The sequence below is a fragment of the Brevundimonas mediterranea genome (assembly GCF_011064825.1).
Classification (GTDB): Bacteria; Pseudomonadota; Alphaproteobacteria; order Caulobacterales; family Caulobacteraceae; genus Brevundimonas; species Brevundimonas mediterranea_A.
In genome coordinates this window covers 372023-387547 of the sequence record NZ_CP048751.1, presented here as the reverse complement: position 1 = coordinate 387547, position 15525 = coordinate 372023, and the positions used below count along the sequence as shown (strand labels likewise).

The 15525-nt window shown below is 67.6% G+C and carries 17 protein-coding genes; 8 read left to right on the top strand and 9 right to left on the bottom strand.

The annotated features are described in order from the left end of the window. Nucleotides 1–179 precede the first annotated feature (179 nt). From GYM46_RS01905 to GYM46_RS01890, 4 genes are read right to left on the bottom strand one after another with little or no spacing between them, the layout of a single operon-like run. Nucleotides 180–710 (bottom strand): hemerythrin domain-containing protein, encoded by a 531-nt coding sequence (locus tag GYM46_RS01905; RefSeq protein ID WP_008261341.1) that lies wholly within the window; start codon nt 708–710, stop codon nt 180–182. Nucleotides 711–725: 15 nt separating this feature from the next. Continuing rightward, nucleotides 726–2810, bottom strand: a complete 2085-nt coding sequence (locus tag GYM46_RS01900; protein ID WP_008259975.1) for a glycoside hydrolase family 65 protein — start codon at nt 2808–2810, stop codon at nt 726–728. Then, nucleotides 2797–3399, bottom strand: coding sequence for a cysteine hydrolase family protein (locus GYM46_RS01895; protein WP_008259980.1), 603 nt, complete (start codon nt 3397–3399; stop codon nt 2797–2799). Before GYM46_RS01895 ends, GYM46_RS01900 begins: the two co-directional genes overlap by 14 nt. A 2-nt stretch (nt 3400–3401) precedes the next feature. Next, nucleotides 3402–3755, bottom strand: coding sequence for a hypothetical protein (locus GYM46_RS01890; RefSeq protein WP_154725215.1), 354 nt, complete (start codon nt 3753–3755; stop codon nt 3402–3404). A gap of 416 nt (nt 3756–4171) precedes the next feature. Here GYM46_RS01890 and GYM46_RS01885 point away from each other — a divergent pair, with 416 nt between their 5' ends. Then, a complete protein-coding gene (locus tag GYM46_RS01885) occupies nt 4172–4831 on the top strand; it encodes a peroxiredoxin (protein ID WP_008263171.1) in 660 nt (219 codons plus the stop codon). Next, entirely contained in the window at nt 4828–5265 is a 438-nt protein-coding gene (locus GYM46_RS01880; protein ID WP_008259340.1) for an ArsR/SmtB family transcription factor, read from the top strand. Before GYM46_RS01885 ends, GYM46_RS01880 begins: the two co-directional genes overlap by 4 nt. Before the next feature lie 31 nt (nt 5266–5296). Here the strand turns inward: GYM46_RS01880 and GYM46_RS01875 are convergent, their stop codons facing one another. The 4 genes from GYM46_RS01875 to GYM46_RS01860 are packed head-to-tail and all read right to left on the bottom strand — an operon-like array spanning nt 5297 to nt 10239. After that, the gene (locus GYM46_RS01875; protein WP_040349377.1) at nt 5297–5620 is read right to left on the bottom strand and encodes an ArsR/SmtB family transcription factor; all 324 of its coding nucleotides are present in this window, start codon (nt 5618–5620) and stop codon (nt 5297–5299) included. After that, complete coding sequence (locus tag GYM46_RS01870; RefSeq protein ID WP_008264399.1) at nt 5617–8838, bottom strand: efflux RND transporter permease subunit; 3222 nt, start codon at nt 8836–8838, stop codon at nt 5617–5619. The genes GYM46_RS01875 and GYM46_RS01870 overlap by 4 nt, the downstream gene beginning before the upstream one ends. Further along, nucleotides 8835–9860, bottom strand: coding sequence for an efflux RND transporter periplasmic adaptor subunit (locus tag GYM46_RS01865; RefSeq protein ID WP_040349379.1), 1026 nt, complete (start codon nt 9858–9860; stop codon nt 8835–8837). Before GYM46_RS01865 ends, GYM46_RS01870 begins: the two co-directional genes overlap by 4 nt. Nucleotides 9861–9900: 40 nt before the next feature. After that, complete coding sequence (locus GYM46_RS01860; protein ID WP_008261203.1) at nt 9901–10239, bottom strand: rhodanese-like domain-containing protein; 339 nt, start codon at nt 10237–10239, stop codon at nt 9901–9903. 118 nt (nt 10240–10357) lie between these two features. On the opposite strand from GYM46_RS01860, the gene GYM46_RS01855 reads away from it, so the two are divergent. The 6 genes from GYM46_RS01855 (at nt 10358) to GYM46_RS01830 (ending at nt 14763) form a co-directional block, all read left to right on the top strand. After that, nucleotides 10358–11635, top strand: coding sequence for an NAD(P)/FAD-dependent oxidoreductase (locus GYM46_RS01855; protein ID WP_008258713.1), 1278 nt, complete (start codon nt 10358–10360; stop codon nt 11633–11635). 29 nt (nt 11636–11664) lie between these two features. Continuing rightward, entirely contained in the window at nt 11665–11868 is a 204-nt protein-coding gene (locus tag GYM46_RS01850) for a YgaP family membrane protein (protein ID WP_008259227.1), read from the top strand. Continuing rightward, entirely contained in the window at nt 11865–13133 is a 1269-nt protein-coding gene (locus GYM46_RS01845; RefSeq protein ID WP_008258841.1) for a TolC family protein, read from the top strand. Before GYM46_RS01850 ends, GYM46_RS01845 begins: the two co-directional genes overlap by 4 nt. Before the next feature lie 212 nt (nt 13134–13345). Continuing rightward, nucleotides 13346–13738: an NADH:ubiquinone oxidoreductase subunit NDUFA12 gene (locus tag GYM46_RS01840; RefSeq protein WP_035305092.1), complete on the top strand. Its 393-nt coding sequence runs from the start codon at nt 13346–13348 to the stop codon at nt 13736–13738. Next, nucleotides 13735–14400 carry a DUF2155 domain-containing protein gene (locus GYM46_RS01835; protein WP_008260685.1) on the top strand — a complete coding sequence of 222 codons (666 nt, stop codon included), beginning with the start codon at nt 13735–13737 and terminating at the stop codon, nt 14398–14400. Before GYM46_RS01840 ends, GYM46_RS01835 begins: the two co-directional genes overlap by 4 nt. 21 nt (nt 14401–14421) lie before the next feature. Continuing rightward, nucleotides 14422–14763: a hypothetical protein gene (locus GYM46_RS01830; protein WP_035305262.1), complete on the top strand. Its 342-nt coding sequence runs from the start codon at nt 14422–14424 to the stop codon at nt 14761–14763. Here the strand turns inward: GYM46_RS01830 and lepB are convergent. Continuing rightward, entirely contained in the window at nt 14760–15515 is a 756-nt protein-coding gene (lepB, locus tag GYM46_RS01825) for a signal peptidase I (RefSeq protein WP_008261214.1), read from the bottom strand. The genes GYM46_RS01830 and lepB overlap by 4 nt on opposite strands. Nucleotides 15516–15525: the final 10 nt, after the last annotated feature.

Sequence of the window (15525 nt, the reverse complement as noted above, 5' to 3'; positions counted from 1 at the left end):
CGGATGATCGACGTCGACGGCCAGGTCCGGCCGCGTCACCGGTCGATACGTTCGACCGTGGCCCGGCGCCGGGAGGCGGATGTACAGGGGAAGTGAGCTCACGGCCCCGGCCGTCTGAACCCGTCCCTTCAAGGGGCGGGTTCAGACGGAACGCCCTTAACGCCCAGACTGCGACGCGGTCACAGTGCGCCGGCGTAGCGCTCGAACTCCTCCTTGTAACGGGCGGTCAGGCGGTCCTGATGTTCGCCCTTTTCCTTGAGGTGGATGAACCAGCCGTTCTCCTCCTCGAACATGTGCGTCAGCACCGCGCCCTCGATGTGGCCCCACTTGTCGAGCCAGGCGTCCGAGGAAGGGGCGATGTTCTCCAACTCCGCCATCTGCATCTTGGCGGTCGTCTGTTCGGAATAGGCCACGCCCGCCTGCATCTTGTGACCGTTCTGGGCCATAGCCGGATAGAGGACGATCTCTTCGGCCAGGGAATGGCCGTTCAGCACCAGAGCCAGCCGGTCCATGGCGGCGCGGCGGTCAGCCGCAGAACGGACATTGCGGCCTTCGGCGAAGGCGGCGCGGATCTGGTCATGGTGATCCAGGGCCAGCGACAGCCAATCTCCAGGCGCCGCCGCCTCTCTGGCCTTTTGAGTGGCCTCTTGGCGTTTCTCTTCGTTAGGCTGGGGCGTTATGGCGGCCAGCGCCTTGTCGATGACGGACATGGGTCTCTTTCCTTTTCAATGAAACTTGATGACGGCCCGCTCCGCCCCCTGATCCGCCCTCAGGGAGGCCGTTCGTCCGCCGAACCAGAGACGTTCGACGGAGATGGCGCGCCAGCCTTCGGGCAGGACTACAGGGCGATCAGGCCAATGGGCGGGATCGCCCTTCGGATCGAGGCCGGTGAAGCCGAACAGCAGCCCCAGCAACATCCCGCCCAGATTGGCGAAGAAGGGACCGGCCGCAGTCTCGCTGTCAGGGTGGTCGGGCCGGTATTCCAGGCACTGGTGGAATCGCCCGGCGTCATAGGCCGCGTACCCCTCCTCGAACAGCTTCAGCGCCAGGGTACGATCGCCGGTCCGGGCGGCCCAGACGCCATAGAGGGCGGGGAGCATCGGCGCGCCGACATAATCGCGCCAGTGCGCCAGGTAGAAGTCGAGCGTCCGGCGTTCGACTGCTTCGTCGGTCTGGTACCCGCCTGGAAAGAGGCCCCCCAGCGGCGAGGGAGTCGCGCCCTTGGGTTCGTCGATGCGGAAGGCGTCATGTGCGGCGATGACCTTGTCGGACCGCACCGGCAGATAGAGGTTGTCCCTGACCTCGGCCCATGAGGCCCGGGGCGTGCGTCCTGTCGCTTCGGCGGCGGCGACGGCGCGACACAGCACGTCGTGCGACAACATCAGGCTGAATGCGTCGTTGTCGGGCGGATCCGGCACTTCGGCGGGGCCCGTGGCGCGTATCAGTTCATATCCGCGCGCGGTGCGCGTCAGGCGGCTGACGATCCAGTCGGCCACGCCTTCCAGCACAGGCCAGGCGTCGTCCCTCAAGAAGGCCTCGTCGCCCGTCGCGTCGGCGAACAGGGCGAAGGCCCGCGCCACATGCAGCGACCCGTGGTCTTCGTGCGCCGCCGCCGACCCGGCCCCCGGCGCCGCCTCCTGCCCCGTCAGGGGCGCGGCCTCCCATGGAAACTGCACGCCCTGCCGGCCCGAGAGCCGCGCATTCGATTTCGCCGCCCTCAGGCCCCGGCTCCGGAAATCCAGCAGCGCCCGCGCCGCGTCCGGCTGAGACAGCATCACGGGCGGCACGCAGAAGGCGTCGATGTCCCACATCACGTGGCCGAAGTAATAATTGTAGTCGTGCCAGGTCGCGAGGCCGAAGATCGAAGTTGCGGACGGCGAGGCTGGATGCACCGAACTGTTCAGGTAGAAATAGGCCGCATCGATCAGCGCCTGGTGGTCTGGCGTCGCCCCATCGACAACAATGCGTCCCCGCCACAGTTCGCGCCACGCGTCTCGGTTTCGGGCTCTCAGGACGTCGAAACCCGTCTGGGCGCCCCGCGCAACCCGGCGGACCGCCTCTTCGTCGGGGCGTGCATGGATCAGCGAGGGGATGAGCGCGGCCATCTGTCTGAGGCTCGCGCCCCGCTTGCCGACCGTGCCGAGGTCGTAGGTGGTCTGCAATGGTCCGGTCGCGTCCCAGGCGGTGACGTCGGGGGAGGCCCCCGGCGTGGTCTCGGTCGCCAGGGCGACACCGCATGTGGACAGGTCCCCCTCGGTCGACCACAGCAGAGACCCGTCACAGGCCGGCTCAGGCTCGCCCGGCGTGTCGGTGCGGCGTCGGGCGACCCGTCCGCGCAGGTCCGTGGTCGCCACAACGGCGCGCAAACGCATGTGGCAGGGCGCGTCCGGCCGCACATGGATTTCCTGCATCACCAGGGTCGGCGCGGTACGGCTGGCGAGAGTCAGGATCTCGATGGCGGCGTCCACTCCGCCGAGCCGGACACGGCACCGGCTGGTGAGTTCACCCGTGGCGAAATCGTAGGCCTGGCGAAGGTCCGAGACCGCCCAAGGCTGATCGGACATCCAGACGCCATTGACGCAGAGATCGGCGGCGAGCGGGTAGGGGACGGGGGCGGCCGCTTCCACCCGGCGCTCCGGATTTTCCCCGACCACCCCATTGACCAGGGTCATACCTGCCATGAGCGGCATTTCCCTGACCCGAAGCCCGATCAGCCCATTGGCGACATAGGCCGGGAGGGCGCCGTCGCGGGGGCCGTTCTCGTCGGGCGGATTGATCGGCCGCCAGGCGTCCCTGTCAGCGCCAGGCATCGAGAACCTCCGCGCATTCCGCCGCTTCGACCTGCTGGCCGTAGCGCTCGTGATAGAGGGCGATGAGGCGGTCGTGAGAGGCGTCCGAAGAGCTGCACAGGCCGTCCTTGACGACCACGACCCTGTAGCCAAGGTCGACCGCGCCCAACACCGCCGCCAGGACGCACACATCCGTCTCCGCGCCTGTGACGACGAGGGTGTCCACGCCGCTTCGCCGCAGCACCGGGTCGAGATCGGTTCCAAACCACGGCGAGTAGCCGTGTTTGTCGATCAGGCGTCCGGGAGGGACGAAGCGTTGAAGCGGCGTCGCCAGATCCACCAATTCAGTGCCCAGGGCGTCGAGAGTCATCGACGACCATTTCTCCCAGTAGCCGCGCCATGTGCCCCTGCCTTCGCCCGGGCGCGCGGCGGGGATGAAGCGGGTGAAGACGTTGCGTTCCGGCTTCGCTTCGCACAGCCGTTCGATGACGGGCAGCACGCGAGCTGCCCAGGGGGTGCGCCACTCCGTGTCCTCGACGAACATCCGCTGCATGTCGACGCAAAGATGAACCGCCGTGTCCGGGATGGGGTCGCGTAGGCCTTGAACCATGCTCAGGCCGCCGCGCCCCGGGCCTTGTCTTTGGCGCGGGCGTCCGCCGGCGCGGTCAGGCTCTGGTCTGAGTTAGGGGACGAAGGTTCAATCTCGCCCGGATCAGGGGCGGTCTGGGTATTGGCATGGTGTTCGATGCGCCCGCTCTCGATCTCGGCGCGGGAGAAGACTTCCTCCTGTCCGTCTTCCAGCAGCTGATCTTCGGGCCCGCCGAGACCGCCCTGCGCCAGGCCCGACGTCGACCGGGCGTTCATGTGATCGTCTCTGGCTGCGTCCGTGCCCCGGAAGTCGGGTTGGGAAAGTGAGAGATTTTCATGGGCATGGGCGGCTCCTGGAGCGGCGGGCGAACCGCTCATCTCAAGCGCATAGCGCCTCACATCGGCCGACCGTTCCCTGTGTGCGGTGTTGGACACCCTCAGCGTCACGCGTCGTCGTCGAGCGGGTCATGACCGGCAACGGCTCGGCCTACAGCGCCAGGCTGTTCGCTGACGCCCTTGGCAGGTCGGCGCCGGCCACGACCGAACCCGGCCTGCGCGCTTCCGCCATCAAACCTGGACCGACGACTAGAATCTGCGCCGACCACACTTGGGCGCCAGAGGCGTCCACACCGTTGACGCGGGTGAAATACCTCCCTGGATATGAGGCCTGGTCGCGGGTGGGTTGCGGAGCTCGAGCCGTCCATGTCCGCGATCGACGTATAAACACCTTCATAGTTCTTGCAGGTATGTATTTCAGTATGGCGAAGCGGCTTGAAAGTCACTAGATTCCGCCCATGGATTCGACTGAGACCGCCCCGCCACACAGCCCCAGCGCCCTGCGCGCCCTCCGTATCAATGATCCGGCTCCGGACTTCATCGCGCGCACGACCCAGGGCGAGAAACGGCTCAGCGACTATCGCGGGCGGTGGCTGGTGCTGTTCTCGCACCCGGCCGACTTCACGCCGGTCTGCACCAGCGAGTTCATCGCCCTGGCCAGGCGGGCGGACGCCTTCGACGCCCTGGGCTGCGACCTGATGGCTCTGTCGGTGGACAGCCTCTATTCCCACCTGGCCTGGCTGAAGGACATCTATCGCCGCTTCGGCGTGAAGGTGGCCTTCCCGATCATCGAGGATCCGTCCATGGCCATCGGTCACGCCTTCGGCATGGTCGACGCCGGCTCCAGCGACAGCGCCACGGTGCGGGCGAGCTTCGTCATCGATCCGACCGGGATCGTGCGCGCCATCAGCTGGTATCCGATGAACATCGGCCGATCGGTCGATGAACTGCTGCGGCTGGTGACGGCGCTGCAGACCGCCGACCGTGAGCAGGCGTCGACGCCGGCCGGATGGTCGCCCGGCGAGCCCCTGCTGGAGCCGGCCGCCACCACTCTGGATGCGGCCCTGGCCGACGGCGACGGTGATGCGCCCTGGTATTATCGCGAGCGCCGCGCATGAGCGACGACCAGGCCGCGGCCATGGGGCGGCTGAAGGACAAGGCGCCCCAGGCCGCCGAACTGCTACGTCAGCTGGCCAATACAAATCGGCTGTTGATCCTCTGCCATATTGCTGCGGAGGAGCGATCCGTCGGACAGCTCGAGGCGGATCTGGGCATCAAGCAGCCGGCTCTGTCGCAGCAACTGGCGGAGTTGCGCCAGTACGGCCTGGTCAAGACCCGGCGCCAGTCGCGTTCGATCTACTATTCCATCGCCGACGAACGCGCCCAGGCGGTGATGGGCATGTTGTACGAAATCTTCTGCGGCGACGGACAGGCGGTCGGCCCGCGCCTCCTGCCCTCCGCCGGGGCTTCGGCGCCCTCGGCCGAGGCGTCAGCCCCGCCCCGTGGGGACGCCGCCCGGTTCGCCCGCGTCACCCCGGCGCCCCGTCGATAAGGCGCGGGCGGAGGGACTGGCGTCCTTTCGTCTAGTCGGGTGTCCGAGGGCGGGCGAAGCGGTCGCATACGATGTCGATGAGTTGGCGAACCGTGTCGTCGGCGAGGCTGTAATAGATGGTTGAGCGGTCGCGACGCGTCTTCACCAGCCCGCCCTCGCGCAGCCGCCTCAGATTCTGAGAGACGCCGGACTGGGACGGGCCGCACAGCCCCACAAGCTGCCCCACCGACAATTCCTCCTGCGTCAGCCGGCAGAGCAGCAACAGGCGATGCTCATTCGCCAGCAGCTTCAACTCCGCAGCGGCCGCATGGGCGTGTCTGGCCAGATCCGCCATGGGGGCTTGGTGCGGCGTCATCGGGTCGCGGGTTTTCCGTCATCCCGCAGCACGACATAGATGGCCGGAATGACCAGGACGGTCAGCAGGGTCGAGGAGGCCAGACCGAACAACAGCGAGATCGCCAGGCCCTGGAAGATCGGATCGGTCAGGATCACCGCCGCCCCGATCATGGCCGCCAGGGCGGTCAGCAGGATCGGCTTGAACCGGATGGCGCCGGCCTCGATCAGGACGTCGCGCAAGGGTTTGTCGGGCGAGGCCGTGTGCCGGATGAAGTCCACAAGCAGGATCGAGTTGCGCACGATGATGCCGGCCAGGGCGATGAAGCCGATCATCGACGTCGCGGTGAAGGGCGCGCCGAACAGCATGTGGCCGATGACGATGCCGATCAGGGTCAGGGGGATGGGGGTCAGGATGACCAGGGGCAGTTTGAAGCTGTGGAACTGGGCCACGACCAGCACATAGATCCCCAGAAGGGCGACCATGAAGGCGGCGCCCATGTCGCGGAAGGTGACCCAGGTGATTTCCCACTCGCCGTCCCACAGCAGGGTGGGAACGGATTCATCCTCCGGCTGGCCATTGAGGCGGACGGCCGGCTTCTGCAGGCCCAGCGCGTCCCAGTCATGGGCCTCGATGGCGCGATTGACCGCCAGCATGCCGTAGATGGGGGCCTCGTATTCGCCGGCCAGTTCGGCGGTCACCATGTCGAGCGGTCGGCCGTCGCGACGGAAGACGGCGTGACTGCCCGCTTCACGGCGACCGTCAACGACCTCGCCCAGTTCGATCAGGCGCGGTCCCGTCGGCCCGGTCGTCACCGCCACCGGCGTCGTGGCCAGGGTGCGGCTCCAGCTGCGCGCCGATTGCGGCAGGGCGACGGTGATCGGCAGGGGCGAGCGGCCGTCGCCGCGCGGCGCATAGCCGACCGTGGACCCGGCCAGGATCGCGCCGATGGAATCCTGCAGCTCGCGTTCGGACAGGCCGTAATAGTCCAGGCGATCCCGAACGGGGACCAGCCGCAGTCGCGGCCGTTCCTGGCCGAAACTGTTGTCGACATCGACGATATAGGGGACGGAGCGGAACAGTTTTTCGACTTCCAGCGCGGTCTTGCGCCGGGTTTCAGCGTCGGGGCCGTAGATCTCCGCCAGCAGGGTGGCCAGCACGGGCGGGCCGGGCGGCGTCTCGACCACCTTGATCGACGCGCCGGAGGGCAGGGGCAGGGCCTTCAGCTTGTCGCGCAGATCCAGCGCGACGGCGTGGCTGGAGCGGCTGCGCTCGTCCTTGGGCAGAAGGGAGATCATCAGATCGCCCATCTCAGGCCGGTCGCGCAGGAAATAGTGCCGCACCAGACCGTTGAAGTTGAACGGCGCCGAGGCCCCGGCATAGGCTTCCATGGCGTCCGCCTCGGGCAGGGTGCGAATCTGAGCCGCCGCCTCGTCCAGGGTACGGGAGGTGGCTTCCAGGCTGGTCCCTTCGGGCATGTCGACCACCACCTGGATCTCCGACTTGTTGTCGAAGGGCAGCAGTTTCACGGTCACCGCCTTGAAGTAGAACATCGAACAGGCGACCAGGGTGGCGAGGCCGACGCCGATCAGGAAGTTGCGGGCCGAGGACCGCTTGTCGATCACGCGATGCGCCACGCGGGCGTACAGCTGTCCCAGCTTGCCGCCGCCCTCTTCATGGGCGTGATCGTGCTGGCCGTGGGCCAGGGTCTTTCGCGCAAACCGGATCATCAGCCACGGCGCGATCACCACCGCGACGAAGAAGGAGAAGATCATCGCCGCCGAGGCGTTGACCGGGATGGGCGCCATATAGGGACCCATCAGACCTGACACGAACAGCATGGGCAGCAGGGCCGCCACGACGGTCAGGGTCGCCACGACGGTGGGATTGCCGACCTCGGCCACCGCCTCGACGGCCGCCTCGGTTCGGCTGCGCCCGTCGCGCATCCCCCAGTGACGGGCGATGTTCTCGATCATGACGATGGCGTCGTCGACCAGGATGCCGATGGAGAAGATGAGGGCGAACAGGCTGACGCGGTTGATCGTGTAGCCCATCACATAGGAGGCGAAGAGGGTCAGCAGGATGGTGGTGGGAATGACCACGGCGGTGACGGCGGCCTCGCGCCAGCCGATGGCGAAGCCGATCAGCACGACGATCGACACCGTGGCCAGAGCCAGGTGGAACAGCAGCTCGTTGGCCTTTTCGTTCGCCGTCTCGCCGTAGTCGCGGCTGACCGCGACCTCGACGCCCTCCGGGATCAGCTTGCCTTCCAGGTTTTCGACGCGCTGACGCACGGCCTCGGACACCACCACCGCATTGGCGCCGGCGCGCTTGGCGATGGCGATGCTGACGGCGGGCGTGCTGGCCCACTGCCCGTCATGCCGGGCCCAGCGCCACACCCGGGCCTGGTCTTCTCGCGGCCCCTGGGCCACGTCCGCGACATCGCGCAGATAGACCGGCGCGCCGGTGACGGAACGGACGGTCAGCAGGCCGATCTCCTGGGCCGAGGACAGGGTGCGGCCGGAGGTGACGGCCACGGCCTGGCCGTCCTCGCGGACATTGCCGACCGGGAAGCTGCGGTTGGCCTGAGACGCCGCCTCGATCACACGGCCCAGCGGCACGCCATACTGATTCAGCTTTGCGGGATCAGGAGCGATGCGGATCTCGTCGGGCCGACCGCCGGTGACGAACGTCAGGCCCACATTATCGACCTTGGCGATTTCGGTGCGCAGCTTGTGCGCCAGATCATAGAGGGCCTGATCGGTCCACTGGCCCGCCGCTCCCGGTTTCGGGGTCAGGGTCAGGACGATGGCCGGCACGTCGTCGATGCCGCGCACCGTCACCTTGGGATCGGGGACCCCCACCGGAATCCGGTCCCGGTTGGCGCGCAGCTTTTCCTCGATCCGGATGGCGGCGTCCTCGGGGTTGGACCCCACCAGGAAGCGCGCCGTCACCAGCACCCCATTGTCTTCGGCCTGGGTGTAGACGTGCTCGACCCCGTTCACGCTCTTGACGATGGTCTCGAGGGGAATCCCGATCAGTTCGACCGCATCGGGGGCCGCCAGACCGGGCGCCGCCACCTGGATGTCGACCATGGGCACGCTGATCTGCGGCTCTTCCTCGCGCGGGATCGAGAACAGGGCCAGCAGGCCGACGGCGATGGCCGCCAGCAGGAACAGCGGCGTCAGCGGAGAGGTGATGGTGAAGCGCGTCAGGCGCCCGGAAAGGCCCAGTTTCATCCTTGCGTCCTCGTCGCGACCAGCCTGTCGCCGGCCTTGACGCCGCTCAGGATTTCGACCGTTTCAGGGTCGTTCGTCGGCGCCGTCTGAACCGGGACGGCGCTGGGTTTCCGGTCAGGTGAAATCACTTCCACATAGTCCAGACCATAACGCGTCGTGACGAAACGCCGGGGTACGGTCAGGGCCTGACGTTGGCCGATCTCGATCGAGGCCGCGACCCTGCGGCCGACCAGTTCGGTGGTCAGGCCCGGTACGGCCGCATCAATCTGAATCCGCCCGCCGACGATGGCGGGATAGACCTGCGTCACCTGTCCCTGGCGCGCTTCGACCGGCAGATCGTCCGCCGTCAGCAGGACGCGCGCGCCGGGCTTGACCCGGCCGGCAAGGGATTCGGGGAGTTCGAGACGAAGCACGGGGGGGCCTGCGGTGATCGTCGCGACCGACATTCCGGGGCTGACCACGGATCCGGCCGTGACCTCGACCTTCAAGACGCGGCCGGCGGCCGGCGCTAGGATCGCCCCCTGGCCGGCCATGCTGGCGCTGGCGCCGCGTTCGGCGCGGGCGGCGGCGGCCTGGGCGTCTGCGGCGCGCGACGCCGCGACGGCCTGATCCAGGCGCGCCTTGGCGTAGACATTGTGGTCATAAAGGTCCTGGATCCGTCCCAGGTCGGCGCGGGCGCGCGTCGCCTCCGCCTCGGCGGCGGCGACCTGGGCGCCATAGGCCCTGGTCTCGAAACCGATCCGGTCGTCGACGACCCGTCCGATCTGCTGACCGCGGCTCACCATATCGCCCTCGCGCACCGACAGGACGACCAGGACGCCGGAAATGCGCGCCCGGGCTTGCGACTGGTCGCGGGTGGTGATCTCGCCCCCCACGGTCTTGGTGTCGGCGACAAGGTTCGAGGCCAGGACGAGTTGCTCGCCGGCGGGCGCCGCCTTGGCGGTCGGCTCGCGCTTTTCATCCGCGCCGCCGCACGCCGACAGCGTCAGCGCGGCCGCAGCCATCAGGGTCCACATCTTCATCGCCGTCGTCCTTCCACCATCCCCGCCGATCAATCGCACGTCAGCCGCGCTCGACCGGAAGGCCCGCCGACTTCCAGGCCCCGAGTCCGCCCGCCAGGTGCGTATCGATCGCAGCCTGGGCCTTGGCGCAGCGTTCCAGCGCCATGCCCGACCGCTTTCCGCCCGCGCATTGGAGGACGACCGTCTTTCCGTCCGCCTGGGGAAGGCGGGCGGGGTCGAAGGACGAGAGCGGCAGGTTCACGGCGCCCGCGATATGCTCGGCGGCGAACTCGCCCGCTTCCCGCACATCGACCAGCAGGACCTGATCCTGGGCGAGCATGGTTTTCAGATCGGCCGGGCCGATCTCCCGATGGGCCTTGGGCTTTCCAAATCCGAACATTTTCGACCTCCATGGACCCGCCGAACGCGGTGTCATACTTTTATTATTGTGTATATCATGTAATCATTATATTCGGTCAAGCACATAAGGGCGATGGAAACGCCTTCTGGAGGGAAACATGGCCAAGCCCAAAATTGTGATCATCGGCGCCGGACTGGGCGGCACAATCGCCGCCTATGAGATAAGAGCGGCCGTCAAGGGGCGCGCCGAGGTGATGATGATCGCCGAGTCGGAGACTTATTCTTTCGTTCCATCAAACCCTTGGGTCGCTGTTCGCTGGCGGGAGCCGGAGGAGATTCAGGTTCATCTGCCGCCGATTTTCGCCCGCAAGAAGATCGGCTTCACGGCGGTGGGGGCGAAACGGCTTCACGCTGCAGAAAAACGGGTCGAGTTACACAACGGCGACAGTGTCGATTACGATTATCTCGTAATTGCGACAGGCCCCGATCTGGCCTTCGATGAAATCGAAGGGCTGGGGCCGGATGGCTACACGGTGTCAGTCTGCCAGACGTCGCACGCCTCGCACGCCGCCAACATGTTCGACGCCTATGTGGAGAACCCCGGCCCCATCGTCGTCGGCGCCGTCCAGGGCGCGTCCTGCTACGGCCCGGCCTATGAGTTCGCACTGATCCTGGATACCGAGCTGCGACGGCGCAAAATCCGGGATCGGGCGCCGATGACCTTCGTCACCGCCGAACCCTATATCGGCCACCTCGGCCTCGACGGCGTCGGGGACACCAAGTCCCTGATGGAAAGCAAGCTGCGCGAGCGGCACATCAAGTGGATCACCAACGCCCGTGTCGCCAAGGTCGAGCCGGGCCTGATGCACGTCGAGGAGATCGCCGAGGACGGCGCTGTCGCCAAGACCCATCAACTGCCCTTCGGCTATTCGATGATGCTGCCGGCGTTCCGAGGCGTGCCTGCGGTCCGCGACATCCCGGGCCTGACCAATCCGCGCGGCTTCATCCTGATCGACAAGCATCAGCGCAATCCCGCCTTCCCGGAGATCTTCGCTCTGGGCGTCTGTGTCGCCATCGCCCCGACCGGCCCGACGCCTGTTCCCGTTGGGGTGCCCAAGACCGGTTTCATGATCGAAAGCATGGTCACCGCCGTCGCCGCCAATCTGGCCGCCCTGATCGCTGGCGAGACGCCCGAGGCCGAGGCGACCTGGAACGCCGTCTGTCTGGCGGACTTCGGGGACGGCGGCGTCGCCTTCGTGGCCCAGCCGCAAATTCCGCCGCGCAACGTCAACTGGGCCGCGAGCGGCAAATGGGTCCACCTAGCCAAGGTCGGCTTCGAGAAATATTTCCTGCGCAAGGTGCGCAGGGGCGAAAGCGAACCCTCCTACGAGCGGCTGGCGATGCACATCATGGGCATCCGCAAGCTTCGCATGTGACCCCCTCCCTCTAAATCTGGAGCCTACCGATGAACCTTGATCGTGCTGTCGTGATCTTCGCCGGATGCGTCGTGCTGGCGGGCGTGGCCTTGTCCTACGCCGTCCATCCCTGGTGGATCGCCCTGACCGTCTTCGCAGGGCTGAACATGATCCAGTCCGGTTTCACCGGCTTCTGCCCGGCGGCCATGGTGTTCAAGGCGCTGGGTCTGCGTCCGGGGAACGCCTTCCGATGAGCCTGCGCCACGCTGCGCCCTGGGCCTTGGTCCTGTTCCTGGCCGCACCCGGTCTGGCGCAGGCGACGACGCTGGAGGAGGCCATCGCCGCCGCTATCGCCCATGCGCCCGAAATCGCCGAGGCCGACGCCGGCGCCGACGCCGCGAAAGGCCGGTTGCAGCAGGCGCGCTCAGCGCGAGCGCCTTCGCTGAGCCTCAGCGGGACGGTCGGTCAGGGCCGGCTTGATCCGAAGGCGTTCTTCGGTCTGGGCGCGGCGGACGTCACGCCTCGGGCGGCCCAGTTGACGCTCGAACAGCCCCTGTTCACCGGGGGACGCGCGGCGGCGGGGATCGCGCAAGCGCGCGCAGGCATGGCTGCAGCCGAGGCCGGCGGCGACGCCGTTCAGGGGCAGGTCGTCCTGGCGGTGGTTCAGGCCTATGGCGATATGCTCGCCGCCAGCGACGTGTTGAGGCTGTATCGCGAGCTGGCGGGCCAGACGGTGGAAATCGAGCGACAGGCGCGCGAGCGCTTCCGGACCGGCGAAACCCCCAGCACCGACGTCGCCCAGGCCGCGTCGCGCGCCGCCGAGGCCCGCGCCGACCTGGCCCGCGCGGAGGGAATGCAGGTTTCCGCCCGCGCCCGTTACCGCAATCTGACCGGCCTCGAGCCGGTTGATCTGCAACCGATTCCACCCAATCCGCCTCTGCCCGGCTCACTCGACGATGCGATGGCGATCGCCATGGGCGGCAGCCCCGCCCTGCGTCAGGCGCGGGCCGATCTCGAGGCGGCCGAGGCCGCCGCCCGCGCCGCGCGCGGCGAACGCCTGCCGACCGTCAGCGCCTTCGTCGAGGCGGGCTCGGTTCGTGACCAGTTCTTTCCGGACTATCGCGCCGACAGCGCGACCGTGGGAATCCGCGGCCGCTGGACTCTGTTCAGCGGCGGCCTGACGTCCGGCAAGATCGCCGAGACCAGCGCCGATGTCCGCGCCGCCTCCGCCCGGCTGCGCGCCGCCCGCATGGGCCTGGAGGAACAGGTTCTCGCCGCCTGGCAGGACATTCACACCGCCGAACTGGTGGCCCAGGCGTCCGACGAACAAAGCGCGGCCGCGGTCCAGGCCCTGGCCAGCGTTCGACATGAAGTCCGCGTCGGACTGAAACCCCAGATCGACCTGCTGAACGCCGAGCGCGAAGCCACGGCCGCCGCCGCTGCCGCCACCCAGGCCAGGACCGCCCGGATCGTCGCCGCCTATCGCCTGAAGAGCCTGATCGGATCAGCTTTGGGTTAGGGGGCGACAGGGCTCCGACGGATGGTGGTCGTGGAGGCGTTTCGGCGGGCGGCGCGTCAGATCGCGGAGCCCGAGTTCTGCAAGACGGTTCATGCCGACTGCTTTTCCCGCTTCTGCGAACGTGTCTGCTGGACGAAGGGGGCGAGTGTTCCTATGATCCGCTCCGGCCGCAGGCTCTTTTTCTGCGGGAATTTCGCGTGGGTTTTGACGACGTGCTGAACAAGATTTTCGCCTGGTGGAACGGGGCCACGATCGGCACCCTCTTCACGATCGCCAAGCGCGGCCGTTTCGTCGGGACCGACGAGATCGGCAACAAATATTACGAGGCCAAGGACAACTCGAGCTACGACGGCCGCAAGCGCCGCTGGGTCGTGTACGAAGGCTATGCCGACGCGTCCAAGGTGCCGGCCGATTGGCACGGCTGGCTGCGCTACACCTTCGACCTGCCGCCCACCGAGGCGCCTCTGCCGCGCCGCGCGTGGGAGAAGGATCACCTGCCGAATTTCACCGGCACCCCGATGGCCTGGCGTCCGCAAGGCTCTTTGGCCGCCGAGGCCAAACGCCCCGCCGCGACCGGCGACTATCAGGCCTGGACGCCCGAGTGAGACCGAATCGGCTCCTGCTGGGCGGGGCGGCCGTCGTCGCGGCGCTCAGCGCCGGGGCGGTGACCGCCAGCGTCCTTCAGGACTCGCCGCGCGAGGCCCGTCCGGTCCAGGATCCCATCGGCGACATCCTGCGCACCACGCCGGCCCAACCCGCCAATGCGCCGACCGAGACCGCCCCGGCCGCCGCACCCGCGCCCCGGACGCCGGTGGCGGTGACGCCGCCGCCCTCCGTCGTCATCGCCGAGGATGAGGCCGTCGCGGAAAAGGCCGAGGAAGAAGCCGCCTCCGAAAAGCCGGTGGTCGAAAAGGCCATCGAACAGCCGGCCACGCCCGCTCGCCGCCAGCGGCGCAAGTTCGCCGTCATCCAGGCTATCGACAAGACCACAGCCGAGACCATGAAGTTCGAGGTCGAAGTCGGCGGCCGTCCGGTCCGCTTCAACCGCAACCTGATCTTCAGCGTCCGAGCCTGCGAAGTCTCGACGCCTGACGAACTGACCGAAGACGCTATCGCCTACGTCGATGTCTCGCTGCAATCGCGCGGCGCCAACCAGCCGGCCGAACCGCGCCAGATCTACCGCGGCTGGATGTTCGCCTCGTCCCCGGCCGTCAGCGGGCTTCAGAATCCCAATTACGACGCCTGGGTGGTGGGCTGTAAGAACTAGACCGTCGCCATGGAGGGCGAGATGAACCGACAAAGACCGCCGAAAAAGAGCGAAACGGTCGAGGTTCGCCTGCCCTATGTGACCAAGACGGCCTTTATGAGCCGGTGCCGCGCCGAAGGCCGCACGGCCAGCGACGCGATCCGCAGCTTCATAGAGGCCGAGCTCGACCGATCCGCTGAAGCCCGGCCGTCGGTTGGCATGGGATGGCGTCCGCTGCTGGCCGCCGCCGTGGCCGGCCTGGCGCTGGGGGCGGCGGCCGCGCCTTCGCTGGCCCAGTCCGTCGCGCCGAGCAAAGCCGACTTCGACCGCCTGGACCGCAACCATGACGGCGTGATCCGCTTCGACGAGTTTCGCGCCCGCTAGCGGACAGGGGCCAGGAACCGACCCCACTGAAGGTTCAGCCAGGTCCAGGGCTTGAACAGGCCGGCGCCGGGTTTCCAGGACGCCACGACGATCTCGGCCCGACCGACGATATTCGCGGCCGGCAGCAGGCCGACGCCGATGGCGGACGGCCAGCGGCTGTCCAGCGAGTTGTCGCGATTATCGCCCATCATGAAATACTGACCCGCTGGGACCCGATAGACCGACGTGTCGTCGCCGGCCTGATCGGGGCCGCCGTCGTAGGTGACATAGGTCTTGCCGCCGGCCAGGGTTTCGCGGACTTCCAGCACGCTCCGCTGGGGCGCGTCATGGTCGCGGACGATGCTCTGCCGGGTCTGGTCTATGGCGCGGCCGTTCACGAAGACCTGTCCGGCCCGGACCTGAACCCTATCGCCGGGCAGGCCGATCACCCGTTTGATCCAGACCTGTTCCGGATCACGCGGCAGGCGGAAGACGACGACGTCGCCCCGCGCCGCCGGCCGCTCGAACAGGCGGCCCCTCCAGACCGGAAGGTTGAAGGGCAGGGAGGCCCGGCTCCAGCCATAGGCGTATTTGGACACGACGATATAGTCGCCGGTGACCAGGCCGGGCTCCATCGAGGACGAGGGAATGGTGAAGGGCTGAAACAGCAGAATCCGGATCAAGCTCGCCAGGACCAGGGCGCCGAGCAGGACGCTCCCAATTTCGCGGGCTTCATTCAGGGCGGAGGTCGGGGGCGATGGGGTCTTGGGCATGGGCCCAACA

Coding starts and splice junctions, on each gene's coding strand:
- GYM46_RS01905 (WP_008261341.1), bottom strand. CDS start 710: ATGTCCGTCATCGACAAGGCGCTGGCCGCCATAACGCCCCAGCCTAAC.
- GYM46_RS01900 (WP_008259975.1), bottom strand. CDS start 2,810: ATGCCTGGCGCTGACAGGGACGCCTGGCGGCCGATCAATCCGCCCGAC.
- GYM46_RS01895 (WP_008259980.1), bottom strand. CDS start 3,399: ATGGTTCAAGGCCTACGCGACCCCATCCCGGACACGGCGGTTCATCTT.
- GYM46_RS01890 (WP_154725215.1), bottom strand. CDS start 3,755: ATGAGCGGTTCGCCCGCCGCTCCAGGAGCCGCCCATGCCCATGAAAAT.
- GYM46_RS01885 (WP_008263171.1), top strand. CDS start 4,172: ATGGATTCGACTGAGACCGCCCCGCCACACAGCCCCAGCGCCCTGCGC.
- GYM46_RS01880 (WP_008259340.1), top strand. CDS start 4,828: ATGAGCGACGACCAGGCCGCGGCCATGGGGCGGCTGAAGGACAAGGCG.
- GYM46_RS01875 (WP_040349377.1), bottom strand. CDS start 5,620: ATGACGCCGCACCAAGCCCCCATGGCGGATCTGGCCAGACACGCCCAT.
- GYM46_RS01870 (WP_008264399.1), bottom strand. CDS start 8,838: ATGAAACTGGGCCTTTCCGGGCGCCTGACGCGCTTCACCATCACCTCT.
- GYM46_RS01865 (WP_040349379.1), bottom strand. CDS start 9,860: ATGAAGATGTGGACCCTGATGGCTGCGGCCGCGCTGACGCTGTCGGCG.
- GYM46_RS01860 (WP_008261203.1), bottom strand. CDS start 10,239: ATGTTCGGATTTGGAAAGCCCAAGGCCCATCGGGAGATCGGCCCGGCC.
- GYM46_RS01855 (WP_008258713.1), top strand. CDS start 10,358: ATGGCCAAGCCCAAAATTGTGATCATCGGCGCCGGACTGGGCGGCACA.
- GYM46_RS01850 (WP_008259227.1), top strand. CDS start 11,665: ATGAACCTTGATCGTGCTGTCGTGATCTTCGCCGGATGCGTCGTGCTG.
- GYM46_RS01845 (WP_008258841.1), top strand. CDS start 11,865: ATGAGCCTGCGCCACGCTGCGCCCTGGGCCTTGGTCCTGTTCCTGGCC.
- GYM46_RS01830 (WP_035305262.1), top strand. CDS start 14,422: ATGAACCGACAAAGACCGCCGAAAAAGAGCGAAACGGTCGAGGTTCGC.
- lepB (WP_008261214.1), bottom strand. CDS start 15,515: ATGCCCAAGACCCCATCGCCCCCGACCTCCGCCCTGAATGAAGCCCGC.